The organism is Aurantimonas sp. Leaf443, from assembly GCF_001425575.1.
Lineage (GTDB): Bacteria > Pseudomonadota > Alphaproteobacteria > Rhizobiales > Rhizobiaceae > Leaf443.
This window is the reverse complement of the sequence record NZ_LMRD01000006.1, coordinates 604,622-624,354: the sequence shown is the minus strand read 5'-3', so window position 1 is coordinate 624,354 and position 19,733 is coordinate 604,622. Positions and strand designations below refer to the sequence as shown.

Annotated in this window: 21 protein-coding genes and 1 tRNA gene; 12 read left to right on the top strand and 10 right to left on the bottom strand. The window is 69.0% G+C overall.

All coding sequences use genetic code 11. The annotated features are described in order from the left end of the window. Positions 1–4 precede the first annotated feature (4 nt). The 4 genes from ASG48_RS07615 to rpiA all read right to left on the bottom strand — a co-directional run bounded on the left by ASG48_RS07615 (position 5) and on the right by rpiA (position 3,568). Positions 5–640: a gamma-glutamylcyclotransferase family protein gene (locus ASG48_RS07615; RefSeq protein ID WP_055847466.1), complete on the bottom strand. Its 636-nt coding sequence runs from the start codon at positions 638–640 to the stop codon at positions 5–7. A gap of 79 nt (positions 641–719) precedes the next feature. Further along, positions 720–2,114 (bottom strand): glutathione-disulfide reductase, encoded by a 1,395-nt coding sequence (gene gor, locus ASG48_RS07610; RefSeq protein ID WP_055847463.1) that lies wholly within the window; start codon positions 2,112–2,114, stop codon positions 720–722. Positions 2,115–2,198: 84 nt separating this feature from the next. Further along, positions 2,199–2,759, bottom strand: coding sequence for a DUF2059 domain-containing protein (locus tag ASG48_RS07605; RefSeq protein WP_055847462.1), 561 nt, complete (start codon positions 2,757–2,759; stop codon positions 2,199–2,201). A 110-nt stretch (positions 2,760–2,869) separates the two neighbouring features. Continuing rightward, on the bottom strand, positions 2,870–3,568 hold the full coding sequence (gene rpiA / locus ASG48_RS07600; protein ID WP_055847459.1) for a ribose-5-phosphate isomerase RpiA: 699 nt from the start codon (positions 3,566–3,568) through the stop codon (positions 2,870–2,872). A 146-nt stretch (positions 3,569–3,714) separates the two neighbouring features. On the opposite strand from rpiA, the gene ASG48_RS07595 reads away from it, so the two are divergent. From ASG48_RS07595 to ASG48_RS07585, 3 genes are all read left to right on the top strand, one after another. Then, positions 3,715–4,419, top strand: coding sequence for an HAD family hydrolase (locus tag ASG48_RS07595; protein WP_082529305.1), 705 nt, complete (start codon positions 3,715–3,717; stop codon positions 4,417–4,419). A gap of 114 nt (positions 4,420–4,533) precedes the next feature. After that, a complete protein-coding gene (locus tag ASG48_RS07590) occupies positions 4,534–4,878 on the top strand; it encodes a DUF2934 domain-containing protein (RefSeq protein ID WP_055847454.1) in 345 nt (114 codons plus the stop codon). A gap of 20 nt (positions 4,879–4,898) precedes the next feature. After that, positions 4,899–5,234, top strand: a complete 336-nt coding sequence (locus tag ASG48_RS07585) for a hypothetical protein (RefSeq protein ID WP_055847451.1) — start codon at positions 4,899–4,901, stop codon at positions 5,232–5,234. A gap of 99 nt (positions 5,235–5,333) precedes the next feature. On the opposite strand, the gene ASG48_RS07580 is transcribed toward ASG48_RS07585, so the two are convergent. The 5 genes from ASG48_RS07580 to ASG48_RS07560 all read right to left on the bottom strand — a co-directional run bounded on the left by ASG48_RS07580 (position 5,334) and on the right by ASG48_RS07560 (position 9,577). Continuing rightward, entirely contained in the window at positions 5,334–5,894 is a 561-nt protein-coding gene (locus tag ASG48_RS07580) for a CYTH domain-containing protein (RefSeq protein ID WP_055847448.1), read from the bottom strand. 173 nt (positions 5,895–6,067) lie between these two features. Beyond that, positions 6,068–6,142: transfer RNA gene (locus tag ASG48_RS07575), tRNA-Val, on the bottom strand. Positions 6,143–6,246: 104 nt separating this feature from the next. Continuing rightward, entirely contained in the window at positions 6,247–7,419 is a 1,173-nt protein-coding gene (locus tag ASG48_RS07570) for a Gfo/Idh/MocA family oxidoreductase (RefSeq protein ID WP_055847443.1), read from the bottom strand. Positions 7,420–7,450: 31 nt separating this feature from the next. Further along, positions 7,451–8,512, bottom strand: coding sequence for a sugar phosphate isomerase/epimerase (locus ASG48_RS07565; RefSeq protein ID WP_055847440.1), 1,062 nt, complete (start codon positions 8,510–8,512; stop codon positions 7,451–7,453). Between the two features lie 153 nt (positions 8,513–8,665). Further along, on the bottom strand, positions 8,666–9,577 hold the full coding sequence (locus ASG48_RS07560) for a LysR family transcriptional regulator (protein ID WP_055847437.1): 912 nt from the start codon (positions 9,575–9,577) through the stop codon (positions 8,666–8,668). A gap of 130 nt (positions 9,578–9,707) precedes the next feature. On the opposite strand from ASG48_RS07560, the gene ASG48_RS07555 reads away from it, so the two are divergent. The 7 genes from ASG48_RS07555 to ASG48_RS07525 all read left to right on the top strand — a co-directional run bounded on the left by ASG48_RS07555 (position 9,708) and on the right by ASG48_RS07525 (position 16,457). Beyond that, positions 9,708–10,874 carry an SRPBCC family protein gene (locus tag ASG48_RS07555; RefSeq protein ID WP_055847434.1) on the top strand — a complete coding sequence of 389 codons (1,167 nt, stop codon included), beginning with the start codon at positions 9,708–9,710 and terminating at the stop codon, positions 10,872–10,874. A 319-nt stretch (positions 10,875–11,193) separates the two neighbouring features. Then, positions 11,194–12,102, top strand: coding sequence for a tripartite tricarboxylate transporter substrate binding protein (locus ASG48_RS07550; RefSeq protein ID WP_244486832.1), 909 nt, complete (start codon positions 11,194–11,196; stop codon positions 12,100–12,102). 83 nt (positions 12,103–12,185) lie between these two features. Further along, a complete protein-coding gene (locus tag ASG48_RS07545; protein WP_156381495.1) occupies positions 12,186–12,653 on the top strand; it encodes a tripartite tricarboxylate transporter TctB family protein in 468 nt (155 codons plus the stop codon). 61 nt (positions 12,654–12,714) lie between these two features. Beyond that, positions 12,715–14,163, top strand: coding sequence for a tripartite tricarboxylate transporter permease (locus tag ASG48_RS07540; RefSeq protein ID WP_200939585.1), 1,449 nt, complete (start codon positions 12,715–12,717; stop codon positions 14,161–14,163). A 154-nt stretch (positions 14,164–14,317) separates the two neighbouring features. Then, positions 14,318–14,584, top strand: coding sequence for a metal-sensing transcriptional repressor (locus ASG48_RS07535; protein ID WP_055847425.1), 267 nt, complete (start codon positions 14,318–14,320; stop codon positions 14,582–14,584). 12 nt (positions 14,585–14,596) lie between these two features. Next, a complete protein-coding gene (gene dmeF / locus ASG48_RS07530) occupies positions 14,597–15,631 on the top strand; it encodes a CDF family Co(II)/Ni(II) efflux transporter DmeF (protein ID WP_055847422.1) in 1,035 nt (344 codons plus the stop codon). Between the two features lie 157 nt (positions 15,632–15,788). Continuing rightward, positions 15,789–16,457, top strand: coding sequence for a hypothetical protein (locus ASG48_RS07525; protein ID WP_055847419.1), 669 nt, complete (start codon positions 15,789–15,791; stop codon positions 16,455–16,457). Between the two features lies 1 nt (position 16,458). Here the strand turns inward: ASG48_RS07525 and ASG48_RS07520 are convergent, their stop codons facing one another. Further along, on the bottom strand, positions 16,459–16,911 hold the full coding sequence (locus ASG48_RS07520) for a hypothetical protein (RefSeq protein ID WP_156381494.1): 453 nt from the start codon (positions 16,909–16,911) through the stop codon (positions 16,459–16,461). Positions 16,912–17,209: 298 nt separating this feature from the next. Between ASG48_RS07520 and ASG48_RS07515 the strand changes: the two genes are divergently transcribed. Continuing rightward, on the top strand, positions 17,210–18,604 hold the full coding sequence (locus ASG48_RS07515; protein WP_200939584.1) for a circularly permuted type 2 ATP-grasp protein: 1,395 nt from the start codon (positions 17,210–17,212) through the stop codon (positions 18,602–18,604). Between the two features lie 7 nt (positions 18,605–18,611). Beyond that, positions 18,612–19,559: an alpha-E domain-containing protein gene (locus ASG48_RS07510; RefSeq protein WP_055847412.1), complete on the top strand. Its 948-nt coding sequence runs from the start codon at positions 18,612–18,614 to the stop codon at positions 19,557–19,559. Positions 19,560–19,733: the final 174 nt, after the last annotated feature.

The following is a 19,733-nucleotide window of genomic DNA, read 5'->3' as shown; positions in this document are numbered from 1 at the left end:
GGGATCAGAGGTCGGCGACGAACGCCGCGCCCCGCCGGCTCACCAGCCTGTCGAAGAGCCCGGCTTCCTCGGCGGTGAGATCGACGGCGCGCGGATAGCGCGCCGCGCCCCGGTCCGTCAGGAGGCGCGTCTCGAATCCCTCGGTCTCCTCCACGAAACGCTCCACGCCCGGCTCTCCGTAAAGCGTCAGGAAGCCCTGCATCACCGCATCGAGATAGGATTGCAGGATGGCCGCGCCCGTGTCGGCCGCCGTCTCGTCGTCGCGCAGCGCCTCGTAGACATAGAGCGGCACGTCCTTCACCGGCGCGCGCTCGATCGTCAGCCGGTCGAGCTCGACCACGCGCCGGGCATAGCCCGCCTCGCGCTCGTCGACGGCCGGCAGGTGGTCGGCGAGGTCGTAGACGACGACGCCCTGGAGTTCGCCCGTCTCGTCCGGCCGCACGGACAGGAGCGCCATATCCGCGTTGGCGATGCGCGGCAGCCAGAGGCGGCGCCAGCCGACGAGGCTCGCGCGGCGGATCCCCAGGAACTTGGTGCGCAGCGTCCGCTTGTTGACGAGCGATCCATAGCCGAAATAGGCGACGACGCGGCCCTCGCGCGCAAGTTCGGCAAGGTCGGGATGATCTTGGTGAATATCCATGGGCAAGGGCTTAGAGCCCTTGCCGCGCCCCGATCAAGCCGGCCGGGGCGCAAAACGGCATGGGGCCGCGCGTCAGGCGTCAGGCGGCGATCTTCTCGCCGCGCTTCAGCCGGTAGGTCGGCTCGTACATGGTCACAAGCTCCTCCGAGGCGGTGGGGTGAACGGCCATCGTGGCGTCGTACTGCGCCTTGGTGAGCCCGGCCTTCACGCAGATGCCGAGAACCTGCGCGAGTTCGCCCGCGTCCGGGCCCAGAATGTGGGCGCCGACGACGACCTGCGAGGCGGCGTCCACGACGAGCTTCATCAAGGTGCGCTCGTCGCGGCCCGACAGCGTGTGGCGCATGGGCTTGAAGCTCGCGCGATAGATCTCGACCTCCTCGTAGGCCTTGGCGGCCTGCGCCTCGGTGAGTCCGACGGTGCCGATCTCGGGCTGCGAGAAGACCGCGGTCGGGATCGTGTCGTAGTCGGGCTTGGTCGGGTTGTTGCGGAACTCGGTCTCCACGAAGCACATGGCCTCGTGGATGGCGACCGGTGTCAGCTGCACGCGGTGCGTCACGTCGCCGATGGCGTAGATGTTGGGGACGGAGCTGCGCGAATAGTCGTCCACCACCACGCCGCCGCGATCGTCGAGATCGACGCCCGCGGCCGCGCAGCCGAGATTCTCGGTGTTGGCCTTGCGCCCGATGGCGAGCATCACCTCGTCCGCGTCGAGGATGTCGCCGCTCTGGCAATGGGCCTCGAAGCGACCGTCCGGCTTCTGGACGACCTTCGACAGCGTGTCGCGGCAGCGCACGGACATGCCCTTCTTGACCATGGCCTGATGCAGTTCGTGGCGCAGATCGTCGTCGAAGCCCTGCAGGATCTCGTTGCCGCGATAGACGAGCGTGACCTTGCAGCCGAGGCCGAGGAAGATGTTGGCGAACTCGACCGCGATATAGCCGCCGCCGAGGATCACGATCGACTTGGGCAGACGTTTCAGGTGGAAGGCCTCGTTGGAGGTGATGCAGTGCTGCGCGCCCTCGAGCCCGGGATGGGGGTTCGCCCGCCCGCCGACGGCGATGACGATCCGGTCCGCCGTCACGAGCTTGCCGGTGGCGAGAATGCGGATCTCGTGCGGCCCCTCGAGGACGGCCCGGCTCTCCAGCGTGTGGACGCCGGCCTTGTCGAGATTGGTGCGGTAGACGCGCTCCAGACGGTCGATCTCGCGGTCCTTGTTGGCGATGAGCTCTTCCCAGCTGAAGCTCGTCTCGCCCACCGTCCAGCCGTAGCCGCGCGCGTCCTCGAAGGCCTCGGAGAACTGCGAGGCGTAGACGAGGAGCTTCTTGGGCACGCAGCCGCGGATGACGCAGGTGCCGCCGTAGCGGAACTCCTCGGCGATGGCCACGCGCTTGCCCAGGAGCGCGGCGCGCCGCGCGGCGCGCACGCCGCCCGAGCCGCCGCCGATGACGAAGAGGTCGTAGTCGTACTGGCTCACGAGATGTCCCTTCCCTCGCGACACGAAAAAGGGCGGCCGATCCGACCGCCCCGTCCCTGCTTTACAGGCGCTGCGGCGCGCCCGTCACTGCGTGGCGTTGCCGCTGGCCGGGGCGGCGGCGCCGGTCGGCTCGGCATTCTCGGTGCCGGCCGTCAGTTCGCGCATGGCGGTCAGCGTCTGCGAGCGCAGGTCGCGCATGATGCCCGTGGACCAGATGTCGGCGGCCTGCACCATCTCGCGCGTGGCGGCGGGGCCCTGCTTGATGAGCTTCTTGCCGGCCTCGGAAGAGTAGAACTGGGCGATCTCCGTCAGCTCCTGCTCGGTGAAGAGCTTGGCGTAGACGCGCGCGACCTCGTTCTCGAGGTCGGCGCGGCGCGGGGCGAGCGCCAGCGCCTTGTCGTCGACCATGTTGGAGATCTCGTTCTGCAGGTTCGGGTTGTTCACGATCAGCTCCGCCTTGATCTGGGTGGCGGAGTTCAGAAGGATCGAGTCGAACTGCTCGGTCGCGTCGATCGCGGAGACGGCCTGACGGGCGGCGGCGAGATGCGAGGCGCTGATGTCCTGCGCCGCCGCCGGCGCGATCGCCATCATCGCGATGGTCGCGGCAGCGAAGAACCCGCGGCGCGTCGATTCGCACAAGATCATGGAACGTCGGTCTCCATTGCTGACTGCGCCGCGTCGGATACGGCCGCACCGGTCACTATTGGATGGGCGGGGGCTCTGGCAAGCGGCCGAGGCGATCTCGGCTCCGCCGCTCAAGGCGCGACCATCGTCTCGACCCCGTCTTCGCCCGCCAGGATCGCCTCCTGGGCGATGCCGAGGAACAACCCGTGCTCGACCACGCCCGGGATGTCGTGAAGCGCGCGCGAGAGCGCTTCTGGCTCCGGAATGCGGCCAAAAGATGCGTCGAGGATGAGATGGCCGCTGTCGGTGATGAAGGGGCTTTCGCCCGCCCGGCGCAGGGTGACGGTGTCGGGCAGGCCGAGCCGTCCGGCGGCGCCGCGGATGGCGAGATAGGTCGCCATCATGCCGAAGCCGTTGATCTCGATGGGCAGCGGGAAGGCGCCCAGCGTGTCCACCTTCTTCGTCGCGTCGGCGATCACGATCATGCGCTTGGAGGCGGTCGCCACGATCTTCTCGCGCAGGAGCGCCCCGCCGCCGCCCTTGATGAGGCGGAGCTGCCCGTCCACCTCGTCGGCCCCGTCGATGGTGAGATCGAGCATGGGAAGCTGCTCCAGCGTCGCGGTCGGCACGCCGAGCGCCCGGCACAGCTTCTCCGTGCGGTCGGAGGTGGCGACGCCGGTGATCGAAAGGCCGGCCTTCACCTTCTCGGCGAGGAGCTTGACGAAGGCTTCGGCCGTCGAGCCCGTGCCGATGCCGAGCTTCATGCCGGTCTCGACGCGCTCGAGCGCGGCCCGGGCCGCCATGGTCTTCAGTTCCGCGGCATCGGCCATGGTCGTGCTGTCCTCGTCTCCCGGTCTCGTCGCCCGCTTTAGCCGAGAAACGCGCATCCTGTCGATGACGGCGGCCCGACGCCGCGTTGACGGAGGTCGCGGCGGCGGCGCAGGAAGGGGCGCCCTCGTGCGCCAAAGGAGTGCCCATGCTGCCCCCCGTCGCCGTCTTCGATCTCGACGGCACGCTCGTCGACACCGCGCCCGACCTGTGCGCCAGCCTCAACCATTGCCTGGCGAGCGCCGGCATGGGCGCGCTGCCGCTTGAGCGCGTGCGCCCGCATGCCGGCCACGGCTCGCGCGTCATGCTCGCGAAAGCCTACGAATGGGACGGGCGCACGATCGAGGGCGCGGCGCTGGACCGCGAGGTCGCCCGCTTCCTCGAGCATTACGCCGAGAACATCGCGGTGGACTCGCGCCCCTTTCCCGGCGTGCTCCAGGCCATGGACCGGCTGGAGGCGGCCGGTTGGCGCCTCGCCATCTGCACCAACAAATACGAGCGCTTCGCCGTGAAGCTGATCGCGGCGCTCGGCCTGTCGCATCGGTTCGAGGCCGTCTGCGGCGCCGACACGTTCGCCACGCGCAAGCCGGACGCCGGCCATCTCCTCGGCACGATCGATCGCGCCCGGGGCGCAAGGGAGCGCAGCGTGATGATCGGCGACACGTCCACCGACATAGACGCCGCCGCCAATGCCGGCGTGCCCTCCATCCTTCTCGACTTCGGCTACGACCCCGAACCGCGGGCGCGCGAGCGGGCAACGACGATCATCGCCCATTACGACCAACTGGACGCCGCCCTTCTCGACCGGCTGCTGGCGGAAGCGGGCACCGGCCGGCGGACCTCTGCCGGCTGACCGGGCGACCGACCGTCCTGCCAGCGCAGGAACCTCCGGCCCGGCCCCCGTGTTCATCTGCCACGATCGAAGGCGACGGACCCTGTCGGCCACCGAGCGAAAGAGGAGACGGTGATGGACGACGACGAGAAGATCCGCGCGAAGGCGCACGAGCTCTGGGAAGCCGAAGGGCGCCCGGAGGGCCGCAGCCAGAGCCATTGGGAACAGGCCAAGGAGATCGTCGCGATCAAGGAGAGCTTCTCCGACACGCTCCAGCCGCTCGCCGAGACGGTCGACGATCCGGTCGAGCCTGCCATCGCCTTCGAGAACCAGGGCGAGTTCCCCGGCCTGACCGACGAGGGCGACGCGGCCCGCGGCCCGAGCTGGGACAATGCCCGCGACGTCGAGGAGAGCGAGTCGGTGGGCGCGGAAGCACCGGGAGCGACACTCGCCAAGACCAAGCGCGCCCCGCGTCGCTGACAGATCCGAACGGAGCCAAGATGCCCAAGGAATTTCCCGAGCAGCGCGATCCCGTCTCCGGCCATGCCGGCCGTTTCGCCGACGACAGCCCGCTCAGCCCCGAAGATCGCGCCCTCCTGGAGAGCGCGACGACCGAGGCCGAACGCGATCCGGCCGATGTGGAGCCCGAGACGCTCGCCGACGACGAGGACGTGACCGTCGATATCGCGACGCAGCCGATGAGCGAGATCACGGAGGCGGACGATATGTCCGGCTACGGCGAGACCGAGGACGGGCTCAACGATCTGGAGGAAGCCGTCCGCCAGCAGGCCGAGGATCGGCCGCTGAACGAGAACGGCGAAGACTACACGGGCTGACCATCGCCGCACGAATCGGGGGAGCGTCGCGGCCGGATCGCTCCTCCGGTCACTGCGGGGCGGTCCGTCACGACGGTCGAGGCACCGTGACGAGGCCTGTCAGAACTTTGCCGCGTGCAGGACGCCGAGCGGTGCCGCCGAATGCCCCGCCGTGTCGGAAGCTGCGGAAAACAGCGTCTCCATCGTGATGGAAAGCGGTCCGCTGGCGCACAGGTCGAGAAGGTTCGTCTGCCGGAACCGCGGGTCCGCCGTCACTTCCTCGCCGACCCAGTCCGGCCGCTCGAAGACCTCGTCGGCCGCCTGCAGCTCGATCTCCGCCCAGACCACGCCTTCCAGCCGGCCATGAAAACGGTCGATCGTCCAGAGATGTCCGGCGTCCAGGACGCAGAAGCGCGTCTTCTCGATCAACTGGCCGCGACAGACGTTGCGCAGCATCTCCTCCGCGTCCTCGAGCGGGATTTCGTATTCGTATTCGGCTCGGGCAATTCCCGAACGCGCGCCCTTCACGGTCAGCCAGGCCCGCTCGGCGTCGATCCGCACGCGCACCTTGCCGCGATCCGTCTGGCTGATCAGTCCGTCGCGCAGGATATGCCGCGACACGATGTGTCGGCTCCACCCGTCGCCGGTCACCAGGAATTTCCGCTCGATCTCGAGCCGCATCGTCGCCCTCCGTTGCGCGGGCGATGCGTAGCACGGTGCCGGACGGCAATCGACCGGAGACTTCGCGGCAAACGGACGATTCGAAGAGCGGATGGCGCGCCGGAAACAGGCCGCGAGAGCAGTCATGCGCCTCTGCAGGCGCCCGGATCCGTCGAGGACTGTTCCGGTAGGAATGGTGGGCGCGACAGGGATCGAACCTGTGACCCCCTCGGTGTGAACGAGGTGCTCTCCCGCTGAGCTACGCGCCCGTCGGGGATGCGATCCACCGAACGATGCGGCGATATACGGCCGCCCCGGGGCGGCCGTCAAGATCGGATACGGTGCGGGCGGTGGAAAGGTCGCGGGCCGCCTCTCAGGCGGTCTCGACCGGCGTCCACACGTTGCCGGCCTGCGAGGAGCGCACGGCCGCCGCGATGAAGGCCATGCCCTCGAAACCGTCCGCGACGGTCGGGAAGGTCACGGCGGGATCGAGCGGCACGCCCGAGCGCCTGGCTTCGATCGCCTGGGCGATCTCGCTGTAGATCGTGGCGAAGGCCTCCAGGTAACCTTCCGGGTGGCCGTTCGGGATCCGCGTGACGCGCGCCGCCTCGCCCCATGCGCCGGCCCCGCCGCGCGTCAGAAGCTGCTTGGGCTTGCCGAAGGGCGTGAACCAGAGGTGGTTCGGCTCCGCCTGCAGCCATTCGAGACCGCCCTTCTCGCCGAAGACGCGCAGCTTCAGCCCGTTCTCGTGGCCGACGGCGACCTGGCTCGCCCAGAGCATGCCGCGCGCGCCGCCCTCGTAGCGCAGGAGAAGCTGGGCGTCGTCGTCCACCGGGCGCCCCTCCACGAAACTCGTCAGCTGCGCCAGAAGCTCGCTCGTGCGCAGACCCGTGACGAACCCGGCGAGGTTGTGCGCGTGGGTGCCGATATCGCCGATCGCGCCGCCGGCGCCGGTGCGCGCGGGATCGGTGCGCCATTCGGCCTGCTTCGAGCCGCCGGTCTCGGCGCGCTCGGTCAGCCAGTCCTGCGGATACTCCACCTGCACGAGGCGGATGCGGCCGAGTTCGCCGGCCGCGACCATGGCGCGGGCCTGCCGCACCAGCGGATAGCCGGTATAGTTGTGGGTGACGGCGAAGATGCGCCCGGTGCTCGCCTGCAGGGCGACGAGCGCGCGCGCCTCCTCCAGCGTCACGCAGAGCGGCTTGTCGCAGATGACGTGGATGCCCGCTTCCAGGAAGGCCTTGGCCGCCGGGGCGTGGACATGGTTGGGCGTGACGATCGAGACGGCCTCGATCCCGTCCGGGCGCCGGCTCTCGGCCCGCGCCATCTCGGCGAAATCGGCATAGGCGCGCGCGGGGTCGATGCGGAGATCGGCGGCCGAGGCCTTGGCGCGTTCGGGGTTCGAGGAGAAGGCGCCGGCCACGAGATCGTAGCGGTCGTCGAGGCGGGCGGCGATGCGATGGACACCCCCGATGAAGGCGCCCTGCCCGCCGCCCACCATGCCGAGCCGGATGCGCGGCGCGACGCCGCCTGCCTCGTTGGCCATGTCTCTGCCCTCCCTCTGGCTACTCGAAACGTCAGTCCAGTCCCAGCATCCGCCGGTTGGCGGCCGCATCGACGCCGGCGCCCGCGAAGTCGTCGAAGGCGCGTTCGGTGACGCGGATGATATGGGCGTCGATGAAGGGGGCGCCCTCGCGCGCGCCGTCCTCCGGATGCTTCAGCGCGCATTCCCATTCGAGCACGGCCCAGCCGCGATAGCCGTATTGCGTGAGCTTGGAGAAGACGGCGGAGAAGTCGACCTGCCCGTCGCCCAGCGAGCGGAAGCGCCCGGCCCGGTCGACCCAGGACTGGAACCCCCCGTAGACGCCCTGCCGGCCGGTCGGGTTGAACTCGGCGTCCTTCACGTGGAAGGCGCGGATCCGCTCATGATAGATGTCGATATATTGCAGGTAGTCGAGCTGCTGCAGCACGAAATGCGAGGGGTCGTAGAGAAGATTGGCCCGCTCGTGATGGCCGACGCGGTCCAGGAACATCTCGTAGGAGGCTCCGTCATGGAGGTCCTCGCCGGGATGGATTTCGTAGGCGATGTCGACGCCCACCTCCTCGGCATGGTCGAGGATCGGGCGCCAGCGGCGCGCGAGCTCGTCGAAGGCCGCCTCCACGAGACCGGCGGGACGCTGCGGCCAGGGGTAGACATAGGGCCAGGCGAGCGCGCCGGAGAAGGTGGCATGCGCCTCCAGCCCGAGATGCAGAGAGGCGGTGAGCGCCGCCTTCACCTGCTCGCTCGCCCATTCCTGCCGGGCCTTCGGATCGCCGCGCACGGCGGGAGCCGCGAAACCGTCGAAGGCCGCGTCGTAGGCGGGGTGCACGGCGACGAGCTGGCCCTGCAGATGCGTCGAGAGTTCGGTGATGGAGAGGCCGTGCCCGCTCGCGATGCCCGCGATCTCATCGCAATAGGTCTTGGAGGCCGCGGCCTTGTCGAGATCGAAGAGCCGCGCGTCCCAGGTCGGGATCTGCACGCCCTTGTAGCCGAGCGAGGCCGCCCAGCGGCAGATGGCGTCGAAGGAATCGAACGGCGCGTCGTCGCCTGCGAACTGGGCGAGGAAGATCCCCGGCCCCTTCATCGTGGCAAGGCCCATGCACCGTCCTCCCGAGACAGGCCGCCGCCTCGGCTCCCTCCCGGAGCCTCGGCGCGGCATTGGACCCGACTTCTAGACCGCGCGCTCCGCAGGACGCAATCGGCGCATGGCGATCCGCGCGCGGGAGCGGCAGGCGGCGATGCGCCGGCGCGCCTATCCGTGCCGGCTTTCGAAATGCTGGCGCGCGTGGATCGCAAAGCGCCTGGCGAGCGCGCTCTGCGCCGCTCCGCCCCGCGTGGCGAGGACGATGCGCAGGGGGCGCACGGCGTCGCGGATCGGCACGACGGCGAGCGGCTTGCGGTCGTAGCTGAGGTTCGAATCGGGATGCATGACGAGGAGCGTGAAGCCGAACCCGTTGCCGACCGCGCTGCGCACGGCCTCCAGCGAGGTCGAGACATAGGCGACGGGCGGGTCGATCGCGTGCTCGGCGAGGAGCGCCTCGAAATAGCCGCGGCTGCCCGGCCCGTCGAACATGACATAGGGCTCGCGTCCGAGATCGTTGAGCGAGACCGAGGGCAGGCGCGCCACGGGATGATCCGCCGCCACGACGACCGACGGGCGGATGGCGGCGAGTTCCGTCAGGTCCAGCCCGCGAAGGTCGCCGCCGAGATCGTAGGTCAGCCCGGCATCGAGGCTGCCCTCGCGCAGCGCGTCGGCGAGCGGGGCGAGCCCCAGTTCCTGCGCCCGGATGCGCACGCCGGGATAGGCGTCGAGATGCGAGCGCACGAGCCCGGCCATATAGAAGGCGGCCAGCGTATGGAAGCAGCCGAGGCGGATCTCGCCGGAGACTTCGGCGGCGAGCGCGGCGGCCTCGCGCGCCACCTGCTCGGCCTGGAGCTCCAGCGCCTCCACATGGGCGAGGAAGGCCCGACCCTCGGCCGTCAGAGTGGCGCCGCGGGCGTGGTGGCGCTCGAAGAGCCGCAGGCCCGTCACGTCCTCCAGCTTGGCGAGCGCCTGCGCGACGGAAGGCTGCGAGATGTTCATCGCGCGCGCGGCCTGCGCGATCCCGCCCTCGCAGGCGACGGCGCGGAAATAGGCGCATTGGCGCAGCGTGAAACGAACCATGAAAAACCTTTCCCGAGAGAGGATAAATAGGTTTTCCGCCTGCTCAAGCCCGCACTATCCTGGAACTCTTCCAGATCGGGCGGCAGACTTCGCCCGCTCCGCTTTTCCGTCCGCGAGAGGGACCGTCGCCATGTCCGAGATCAAGGCCGTCCGCGAACTGCTCGACACGGCCGCGCGCCCCTTCGAGGACGCGCTGGCCATGCCGCCCAGCGTCTACACGGACGAGGATTTCGTCGAGCGCGAACTGTCCGACGTCTTCGCCAAGGAATGGGTCTGCGTCGGCCGCGCCTCCTCGCTGAAGTCGCCCGGCGACTATCTCGCCTACGACCTCGCCGGCCAGCCGATCGTCGTCCTGCGCGATCGCGAGGGCGTGCTGCGGGCCCTGTCCAATGTCTGCCTGCACCGCATGTCGACCCTGCTCGAAGGCTCCGGCAACGTGCGCTCGATCGTCTGCCCCTATCATGCCTGGACCTACAATCTCGACGGCACGCTGCGCGGCGCGCCCTTCATGCAGGCGACGACCGGCTTCTGCAAAGGCGACTACGCGCTGCCGCAGATCCGCTGCGAGGAATGGCTGGGCTGGGTCTATGTGACTCTCGACGCCACGCGCCCGAGCGTCGCCGAGGCGCTCGCCCCGCTCGAGGCGATGATCTCGCAATATGGCATGGAGACCTACGTCGAGTCCTTCCGCGAGACGCATGTCTGGGACACGAACTGGAAGGTGCTCGCCGAGAACTTCATGGAGAGCTACCACCTGCCCGTCTGCCATGCCGGCACGATCGGCCCCCTGCACAAGCTGGAGGAGATGGACTGCCCGCCGGGGCTGGAAGCCTTCAACTACCATTGGATCATCAAGGACGCGACGCTGCCGATCGGCAACGCCCATCCGGACAACACGCGCCTCACCGGCGACTGGCGCCGGACCACGGCGCTGATGGCGATCTATCCGAGCCATCTCGTGACGCTGACGCCCGGCTATTTCTGGTATCTGTCCCTGCATCCCAAGGGCCCGGGCCAGGTGCACATCACCTTCGGCGGCGGCCTTTCGCCGGATTTCCTGGAGGACCCGCGCGGGGCCGAGAATCTCAAGCTCCTGAAGACCATGCTCGACAAGGTGAATGTCGAGGATCGCGGCTGCACGGAGAAGGTCTATCGCGGGTTGAGTGCGGCGGTCGCAAGGCCCGGCCATCTCTCCTATCTCGAGCGCCCGATCTACGACTTCATGCAGTATCTCGCCGAACGCACCGGCGGCTTCGTGCGCCCGTCCTTCGAGCCGTCGGCGCAGGCGGCGGAATAGACGCTTGAAACTCTTTGGACTGCGGCGCCGTGCCGCCGGGACGCGCGGGTCGATCGCGGTCCGCCGGCGGGACGCGGCACTGCGGTCGGCGACGGCCGTGAAGCAAAAGCATGGGGAGATTGCGCTCTTCGCGCCATGGGTCAAGAGAGCGCCCGCTTGACGGGAAAATTCCATCGGTGCATTTCGAAGTCTGGCGCAAGGTCCCAATCCACCGTCGATCGGCACGCCGTCTTACTTTCCCGGGAGGAATTTCATGTTTGGCATCATCCGTCGCCTCGCGACCGCGGGCACGCTTGCCGCGGCTCTCGCCACCTCCGCCATGCCGGTCCAGGCCGAGCCGCTGCCGAGCGTGAAGATCGTGGCGCCCGCCGCCGCCGGCGGGGGCTGGGACTCCACGGCCCGCGCCCTGCAGGAAGCCATGACCAAGGCCGGTCAGGCGACGAGCGTCCAGGTGGTCAACGTCCCCGGTGCCGGCGGCACGATCGGCCTCGCGCAGTTCGCCAACGACGCCAAGGGCAAGGGCGACCAGCTCCTCGTCGGCGGCCTCGTCATGGTCGGCGCCATCCTGACCAACCAGGCGCCGGTCGACCTCTCGGCCGTCACGCCGCTCGCCCGCGTCATCGGCGAGCCGCTCGTCGTCGTCGTCCCCAAGGACTCGCCGCTCAAGACGATGGCCGATCTCGAGAAGTCCCTGAAGGACGACATCGCCAACACGACCTGGGCCGGCGGCTCGGCCGGCGGCGCCGACCACATCCTCGCGGGCCTCATCGCCAAGGATGCCGGTGCCGATCCCGCAAAGATCAATTACGTCGCCTTCTCCGGCGGCGGCGAGGCGCTCGCCGCCATGCTCGGCGGCCGCGTGACCGCGGGCATCTCCGGCTACGGCGAGTTCGAGGGCCAGATCAAGTCGGGCGAGCTGCGCGCCCTCGGCGTCTCGGGCCCCGAGCGCATGGCCGGCGTCGACGTGCCGACCCTCAAAGAGCAGGGCGTCGAAGTCGAGCTGATCAACTGGCGCGGCCTCTTCGCCGGCCCGGACCTCGCCGCCGAGGACAAGGCCAAGCTCGCCTCCGCCGTGGAAGCCACCGTCAAGTCGCCCGAGTGGGCCGAGACGCTGAAGGCCCGCGGCTGGACGGACTACTACATGCCCTCGGAAGAGTTCACCGCCTACATCACCTCGGAGAACGCCCGTATCACCGAGATCCTGAAGAGCATTGGCCTCGTCAACTGAACGGGGTCTTGAGATCGGCAGGGGGCGCTTCGGCGCCCTCTTCCACATCTGGGGATCGGATCTGAAGGGGTATCGCCTTGAGCATGGCGAGTGGAAAGAAATTCGACAGGCCGGCGCTCGTCGTCGGCATCCTGCTGTTCGTGGCGGCAGGCGTCACCGCATTCGATGCCAGCCGCCTGAAGGCCGGCTTCACCTACGGCATCAGCCCCGCGGCCATGCCCTACGTGGTCTCGGTCTTCCTCGCGCTTCTGGGCATCGGACATTTCATCAGCGCCTTCCGCGAAGGCCTGCCCGAGCCCGACGAGGCGGACTGGAAGGCCTTCGGCTGGGTCAGCGGCGGCCTTCTGGCGCTGATCGCCTGCATCTGGCTCGGCGCCGGCTTCGTCCTCGGCTCGACGCTCCTCTTCGCCTTCACGGCGCGCGCCTTCGGCCGCAAGGCGATCGTGGCCGATCTCGCCATCGGCTTCGTTCTCAGCCTGCTCGTCTTCCTTCTGTTCAACAACCTCTTGACGCTGACCCTTCCCGAAGGTCCGCTCGAGCGGCTCTTCTAGGAGGCGCAGGGTGGATTCCTTCTTCGCTCTCGGCTCGGGCTTCCTCGTCGCCCTGGAACCGATGAACCTCCTCTTCGCCGGCATCGGCGTGCTGCTCGGCACGGCGGTCGGCGTGCTGCCGGGCATCGGACCGGCGCTCACGGTGGCGCTGCTCCTGCCCGTCACCTTCCGCCTCGATCCCGGCGGCTCGATCATCATGTTCGCCGGCATCTACTACGGCGGCATGTATGGCGGCTCGACCACGGCGATCCTCCTCAACACGCCGGGCGAAAGCGCGTCCGTCGTCACCGCTCTCGAAGGCAACAAGATGGCCCGCGCCGGCCGCGGCGGCCCCGCGCTCGCCACGGCCGCCATCGGCTCCTTCGTCGCCGGCCTCATCGCCACGATCGGCCTCGCCTTCCTCGCGCCCATCCTGGTGCGCCTGGCGGTCAATTTCGGGCCGTGGGACTATTTCGCCCTGATGGTCCTCGCCTTCGTCACGGTGGCGGCCACCTTCGGCTCGTCCCCGCTGCGCGGCCTCACCAGCCTCGCCATCGGCCTCTTCCTCGGCCTCATCGGCATCGACCAGCTGACCGGCAAGGCGCGCCTCACCTTCGGCGTGCCCGACCTTCTCGACGGCATCGAGGTGACGACGCTCGCCGTCGGCCTCTTCGCGGTCGGCGAGGCGCTCTTCGTCGCCTCCCGCCACCTCTACGCGCCGGAGAAGCCGATCCCCATCAAGGGTTCGCTCTGGATGACGAAGGAGGACTGGAAGCGGTCGTGGAAGCCCTGGCTGCGCGGCACCGCCTTCGGCTTCCCGATCGGCGCCCTGCCGGCCGGCGGCGCCGAGATCCCGACCTTCCTCAGCTACACGACCGAGCGCCGCCTCTCCAAGCACCCGGAAGAGTTCGGCAAGGGCGCGATCGAGGGCGTGGCGGGTCCGGAAGCGGCCAACAACGCGGCCGCCGCCGGAACGCTCGTGCCCCTGCTCACGCTCGGCCTGCCGACCTCGGCGACCGCCGCGATCATGCTGGCCGGCTTCCAGCAATATGGCCTGCAGCCCGGCCCGCTCCTGTTCACGCAGGCGCCGGACCTCGTCTGGGGCGTGATCGCGTCGCTCTTCATCGCCAACGTGATGCTGATCGTCCTCAACCTGCCGCTGATCGGGCTGTGGGTGCGCCTCCTCGGCGTGCCGCTGCCCTGGCTCTACGCGGGCATCCTGGTCTTCGCGGCCATGGGCACGATCGCCTCGAACCCCAGCGTGATCGAACTCGTGATGCTGGTGATCTTCGGCTTCCTCGGCTTCCTGATGCGGCGCTACGACTACCCGATCGCGCCGGCGATCGTCGGCCTCATCCTCGGACCGATGGCCGACAACCAGCTGCGGCGCGCCCTCCAGATCAGCCTCGGCGACCCGATGATCCTTCTGGAGAATCCGGGCTCGGCGACGCTGCTGGCCATCGCCTTTCTGGCGCTCGTCGCCCCCTTCGCGACGCGCCAGCTGCGCAAGTTCCAGGCCTCGGAAGACTGAGCCGATCGCCGGCACCGAGCGCGGGTCGCCCGGTGCCGGCGGACCGACCGGAAAGACACGGCCCGCTCCGACGAGGAGCGGGCCGTCTGCGTTCGGACACCGGCATCGCCAGACGGGACTTGCCCCTATCCCCTCCGGGGGGATAGGATCGGCGATGAGCCACAGGACGGATCCCGAACTGAAGAAGCGCCTGAAGCGCGCGGAGGGCCATCTCTCCAGCGTGCTGCGCATGGTCGAGGAAGGACGGGACGCCCTCCTCCTCGCCCAGCAGCTCCAGGCCGTGATCAAGGCGCTCGAGAAGTCCAAGCAGATGCTGATCCTCGATCACATCGACCATCACCTCGCGGATCTGCCCGGCCCGCGCCCGCACGGCATGGACGAGGCCGTGGCGCAGCTGCGCGAGATCGCCAGGTATCTCTGACGGGAGCCCGCCATGCACGACCACGACCACGGCGCCGCCGGGCATCACGAGCACGCGGCCGGACACGATCACGACCATGGCCACGCCGCGCAGTCGCCGCGAGCGGCACGGGCCGGTGGGGCCGCGGGGCACGCTCATGTCTTCCTCGGCGCCGACCACGAGCGCAACGAGCGGCGCACCTGGATCGTCATCGCGCTGACGGCGGCGATGATGGTCGGCGAGATCGTCGCCGGATCGCTCTTCGGCTCGATGGCGCTCCTGGCCGACGGCTTCCACATGGCGACCCATGCCGGCGCCCTGCTCATCGCCGCGCTCGCCTATCTCTATTCCCGCCGCCACGCGAACGACCCGCGCTTCTCCTTCGGCACCGGCAAGATCGGCGATCTCGCCGCCTTCGCCAGCGCCATCATCCTGGCGATGGTTGCGCTCGGCATCGGCTTGGAATCGGTTCTGCGGCTTCTGGAGCCCGCGCCCATCCGCTTCGGCGAAGCCATGGTCGTCGCCATTCTCGGACTCGTCGTGAACCTTGCCAGCGCGGCGCTCCTCCACCAGGGGCACCATCGTCACGGGCACGACCACGGCCACGACCATCACCACGCCACGGCGCAGGAGCACGATGCCCCGGCCTCGGGCGACGCCAACCTGCGCGCGGCCTACATGCATGTTCTCGCCGACGCGCTGACCTCGGTGCTGGCCATCGCCGGTCTCGGCGCGGGCTGGCTCTACGGCTGGTTCTGGATGGACGCCGCGGCCGGCATCATCGGCGCGCTCGTCATCGCCCGCTGGTCGCTCGGCCTCGTGCGGCAGAGCGGCGCCGTCCTCCTCGATGTCGTGCCGAGCGCCGAGACCGAGAGCGCCATCCGCTCGCGCCTCGAGACGGCCGGAGACCGCATCGCCGACCTTCACCTGTGGCGCGTCGGTCCCGGCCACATGGCGGCGATCGTCTCGCTCGTCTCGCCGGAGCCGCTCGAGCCGGCGGCCTACAAGCGGCGCCTCGCCTCCATCCACGGCCTCAGCCATGTCAGCGTCGAGGTCGTGCCGGCCTGACGAGCCGACCCTGCCATCCGCGACCGAGGCGACGGGTCGCAGCCGACGGGCGCGAAACGGCCTGTCGTCCTGCGCCGAGCCGCCTAGCTTCCCTCATCGGATGCGGCGGAGACGACATGGCGGGACAGATCCTCATCGGGACCGGACGGGAGACACGATGCTGACGCTCGTCACCGTCTGCCGTGGCGGCGGACGCTACGACGGCGTCTGGGTCGACCGGCTCGCCCGCGGCGCGCGGCGCGCCCTTCCCGATCTTGGTCGCATCGTCTGCCTCACCGATCTCGCCGTCGATTGCGACGGCGTGGAACGCCTCCCGCTGGTCACGGACTGGCCGGGCTGGTGGGCCAAGATGGAGGCCTTCCGGCCAGGGCTCTTCGGCGGCACCGTCCTCCTCTGCGATCTCGATACGGTCTTCGCGGCGCCGGCGCCCGAACTCTGCGAGCCGGGCCTTGCCGCGATGGAAGACCATTTCCTGAAAGGCCGACTCTCCAGCGCCCTGATGCGCTGGGCGGGCGACGAGCTTGCCCTCGTCTACGAGACCTTCGCGCGGGACGCCGCACGCTGGATGATTCCGGGCTCCTGCGGCCCCGTGCCGAACGCCGTGCATGGCGATCAGGTGGTGATCGACCACCTTCTGCGGGAGGCCGGCCGCATGCCCGCCTTCCTGCAGGCGGCCTATCCCGGGCTCCTCGATTTCTACGATCCGCACGAGCCCGATCCGGGCCCCGTCGTCGTCTTCATCGGCGACGCCAAGCCCGACAACGCGAGCGAGCCCGTCGCCTCGCTCTGGCGCGGCGGGCCCGCGCCCGCCGTCCCGGCCGGCTGAGCTACAGGCCGGGGTCGGAGATCACGGCGACGGCGACGGCCGCGAGCGAGACCAGCGCGAGCGCCAGTCCCGGCGCGGCGAGAACGCGCCGGGCCGCACCCGCGCGCGCGCGCGCCGCGAAGGCGAGAAGGAACCCCGCCGCGGAAAGGCCGAGCGACAGCCGCGGATAGGCCCAGATCGCGGCGATCAGAACGGCGAAGGCAAGCCCCATCAGGACGATCGCAAGGGCGTTGCCGCGCTGGCCGGGCAGGCAGAAAGGCGCGCGCCCGGCAAGATAGGCAAGCATCGCCCCGGCCCAGAGGAAGGCGGCGTTGAGCGCGAAGAAGGCCTGCGCCGGCGGCGCGAGCCAGACCAGAACGGCGAAGGCCGCGAGGGGAACGAGCGGGGCGAGGCCCGCGGTAAGCCCGATGCCCCCGCGGTCGTCGAGCGCCTTCTGTCCGTTCGGCTCGTTCATGCGCATGCGTTATCCCCCCGTTCCCGCCTGACCTGCGAGAGTCGCGACGTGGCGCGGCCGCACGGGGCGTCGAGCCGGAAAACGCGAACGTGACCGCGCCCGAACCCGTCTCCGCACGGCAAATCCCGTCGCTCCGCGCCTGCTCGTTCATCACCGGCCTGCCCAAAGGCAGGGCCTTCGGCAAAAAGATCGTGCAGGTTGCCGCCCCCTTCTCCTTCAGGCTTGATTTTATGCGCGGCCGCTCATCCTGTGTGTCCAAGGGATGCGATGGAGAATGCCCGTGAAGCCGTTTGACGAGATGCTGCTCGGCGAAGACTCGGTCCGCGAGCCGTACAGACGGTTCTTCGACTGGTTCGGCGAGCAGGATCCCGAGTCGCTCGTGCAGAAGGCGCGCGAGGCCGAGAGCGTTTTCCGCCGCACCGGCATCACCTTCGCCGTCTACGGCGAGGAGGAGGCGGCCGAGCGGCTCATTCCCTTCGACCTCGTGCCCCGCATCATGGCGCGCGCCGAGTGGGAGAAGCTGGAAAAGGGCATCGAGCAGCGCGTGAAGGCGCTGAACGCGTTTCTCGACGACATCTATCACGGCCAGGAGATCGTGAAGGCCGGCAAGGTGCCCGAACGCCTCATCAAGGGCAACGAGGCCTACCTGCCGGAGATGGAGGGCTTCCGGCCGCCCGGCGGCGTCTATACCCACATCATCGGCACCGATATCGTGCGGGTCGGCGAGGACCAGTTCTACGTCCTCGAGGACAATGCCCGCACCCCCTCCGGCGTCTCGTACATGATCGAGAACCGCGAGACGATGATGCAGATGTTCCCCGAGCTCTTCGCGCGCAACCGCGTGCGGCCGGTGGAGACCTATCCCCAGACCCTGCGCCGCTCGCTGGAGGCCGTGGCCCCGCCGGCCTGCGACGGCGTGCCGACCATCGCCGTCCTCACGCCCGGCATCCACAACTCGGCCTATTACGAGCACGCCTTCCTCGCCGACCAGATGGGCGTCGAGCTGATCGAGGGCTCGGACGTGCGCGAGATCGACGGGCGCATCCAGATGCGCACGACCAAGGGCTACCAGCCGATCGACGTCCTCTACCGGCGCGTCGACGACGCCTATCTCGACCCGAAGGTCTTCCGCCCCGAATCGCTGCTCGGCATTCCCGGCATCATGGGCGTCTACAAAAGCGGCGGCATCACCATCGCCAACGCGCCGGGCACCGGCATCGCCGACGACAAGGCGATCTACTCCTACATGCCGGAGATCGTGGAGTTCTACACCGGCGAGAAGGCGCTTCTGGAGAACGTGCCGACCCATCGCTGCGCGGAGGCCGACACGCTCGCCTACGTGCTCGACAACCTGCACGAACTCGTCGTCAAGGAGGTGCACGGGTCGGGCGGCTACGGCATGCTGGTGGGCCCGGCGGCGTCCAAGGCCGAGCGCGAGACCTTCGCCGCCAAGCTGCGCCAGCGCCCCGGCAATTACATCGCCCAGCCCACATTGGCGCTTTCCACCGTGCCGATCCTCGTGGAGAAGGGGCTCGCGCCCCGGCACGTCGATCTCAGACCCTTCGTCCTCGTCTCCGACAAGATCCGGATCGTCCCCGGCGGCCTGACGCGCGTCGCGCTGAAGGAGGGCTCGCTGGTGGTCAATTCCAGCCAAGGCGGCGGCACCAAGGACACCTGGGTTTTGAGGGACTGACCGACCGATGACGCTTCTCGGACGCACCGCCAACGGCCTCTTCTGGATGTTCCGCTACCTGGAACGGGCCGACAACATGGCGCGCCTGGCCGATGCCGGCCTGCGCCTCTCCCTCACCAACATCGCGGAGGAGACGGACGAGTGGCAGTCGCTGCTCGTCTGCGCCGGTATCGAGGCCGCCTATACCGCCAAGCACGGCGATCCCGATCCCGACAAGATCATCACCTTCCTCATCAGCGACCGCGACAACCCGTCCAGCGTCCGCTCCTCCATCGACACCGCGCGCATGAACGGGCGCATGGTGCGCACCGCGCTGACGCGCGACCTCTGGGAGGCGCTGAACGAGAGCTGGCTCACCATCAAGCAGCGGCTGGAGCGGCCGGTGAACCAGCGCGAACTGCCGGAAGTCCTCGATCTCGTGAAGCGCCACACCGCGCTTATCCGCGGGACGTTCCACGGCACGATGCTGCGCAACGAGATCTTCGACTTCTGCAATCTCGGCGCCTTCATCGAGCGCGCCGACAACACCGCGCGCATCCTCGACGTGAAATACTGGGTGCTCCTGCCCGATCATTCCTCGGTCGGCTCGCCGCTCGACACGTTCCAGTGGCAGTCCATCCTGCGCTCGGTCTCGGCCCACCGCTCCTATGCCTGGGAGTACCAGGGCGAGCAGCGGGCGGTGAACATCATCGACTTCCTGATGCTGAACCGGCGCATGCCGCGCTCGCTGGCCTTCTGCTATGCCTCGATCGAAGAGAGTCTCGGCTTTCTCGACCGCAATTACGAGGCCCGGCACGGCTGCCTGGAGACGGCGCGCACGATGAACCGGCGCTTCTCGCAGACCAACGTGACCGAGATCATCGACGGCGGCCTGCACGAATTCCTCGAAGGGTTCGTCATCGACAACAATCGCCTGGCCAGCGAGATCGCCCGGGACTACAGCTTCTATCCCTGAAGGCGCGCCACCCTTCGGCGAGGCTGCGTGTGCCGCCTCGCCTCGCCGGGCGTTTCGGCAACAGAGCCGGATAAGTTTGCCACAGGCCCGCCCCGGCGATTGTGGAAGAGCGCGCGGCAACGGATCATCCGCCGCCGCATTCCCATGCGGGAATGAGCATCCGAAATGGTTGGA

What these genes read in the sequence shown, in the direction of transcription:
- ASG48_RS07615 (WP_055847466.1), bottom strand. Translation starts at nt 640, where the DNA reads ATGGATATTCACCAAGATCATCCCGACCTTGCCGAACTTGCGCGCGAG.
- ASG48_RS07605 (WP_055847462.1), bottom strand. Translation starts at nt 2,759, where the DNA reads ATGATCTTGTGCGAATCGACGCGCCGCGGGTTCTTCGCTGCCGCGACC.
- rpiA (WP_055847459.1), bottom strand. Translation starts at nt 3,568, where the DNA reads ATGGCCGATGCCGCGGAACTGAAGACCATGGCGGCCCGGGCCGCGCTC.
- ASG48_RS07595 (WP_082529305.1), top strand. Translation starts at nt 3,715, where the DNA reads ATGCTGCCCCCCGTCGCCGTCTTCGATCTCGACGGCACGCTCGTCGAC.
- ASG48_RS07590 (WP_055847454.1), top strand. Translation starts at nt 4,534, where the DNA reads ATGGACGACGACGAGAAGATCCGCGCGAAGGCGCACGAGCTCTGGGAA.
- ASG48_RS07585 (WP_055847451.1), top strand. Translation starts at nt 4,899, where the DNA reads ATGCCCAAGGAATTTCCCGAGCAGCGCGATCCCGTCTCCGGCCATGCC.
- ASG48_RS07580 (WP_055847448.1), bottom strand. Translation starts at nt 5,894, where the DNA reads ATGCGGCTCGAGATCGAGCGGAAATTCCTGGTGACCGGCGACGGGTGG.
- ASG48_RS07570 (WP_055847443.1), bottom strand. Translation starts at nt 7,419, where the DNA reads ATGGCCAACGAGGCAGGCGGCGTCGCGCCGCGCATCCGGCTCGGCATG.
- ASG48_RS07565 (WP_055847440.1), bottom strand. Translation starts at nt 8,512, where the DNA reads ATGGGCCTTGCCACGATGAAGGGGCCGGGGATCTTCCTCGCCCAGTTC.
- ASG48_RS07560 (WP_055847437.1), bottom strand. Translation starts at nt 9,577, where the DNA reads ATGGTTCGTTTCACGCTGCGCCAATGCGCCTATTTCCGCGCCGTCGCC.
- ASG48_RS07555 (WP_055847434.1), top strand. Translation starts at nt 9,708, where the DNA reads ATGTCCGAGATCAAGGCCGTCCGCGAACTGCTCGACACGGCCGCGCGC.
- ASG48_RS07550 (WP_244486832.1), top strand. Translation starts at nt 11,194, where the DNA reads ATGCCGGTCCAGGCCGAGCCGCTGCCGAGCGTGAAGATCGTGGCGCCC.
- ASG48_RS07545 (WP_156381495.1), top strand. Translation starts at nt 12,186, where the DNA reads ATGGCGAGTGGAAAGAAATTCGACAGGCCGGCGCTCGTCGTCGGCATC.
- ASG48_RS07540 (WP_200939585.1), top strand. Translation starts at nt 12,715, where the DNA reads ATGAACCTCCTCTTCGCCGGCATCGGCGTGCTGCTCGGCACGGCGGTC.
- ASG48_RS07535 (WP_055847425.1), top strand. Translation starts at nt 14,318, where the DNA reads ATGAGCCACAGGACGGATCCCGAACTGAAGAAGCGCCTGAAGCGCGCG.
- dmeF (WP_055847422.1), top strand. Translation starts at nt 14,597, where the DNA reads ATGCACGACCACGACCACGGCGCCGCCGGGCATCACGAGCACGCGGCC.
- ASG48_RS07525 (WP_055847419.1), top strand. Translation starts at nt 15,789, where the DNA reads ATGCTGACGCTCGTCACCGTCTGCCGTGGCGGCGGACGCTACGACGGC.
- ASG48_RS07520 (WP_156381494.1), bottom strand. Translation starts at nt 16,911, where the DNA reads ATGAACGAGCCGAACGGACAGAAGGCGCTCGACGACCGCGGGGGCATC.
- ASG48_RS07515 (WP_200939584.1), top strand. Translation starts at nt 17,210, where the DNA reads ATGCTGCTCGGCGAAGACTCGGTCCGCGAGCCGTACAGACGGTTCTTC.
- ASG48_RS07510 (WP_055847412.1), top strand. Translation starts at nt 18,612, where the DNA reads ATGACGCTTCTCGGACGCACCGCCAACGGCCTCTTCTGGATGTTCCGC.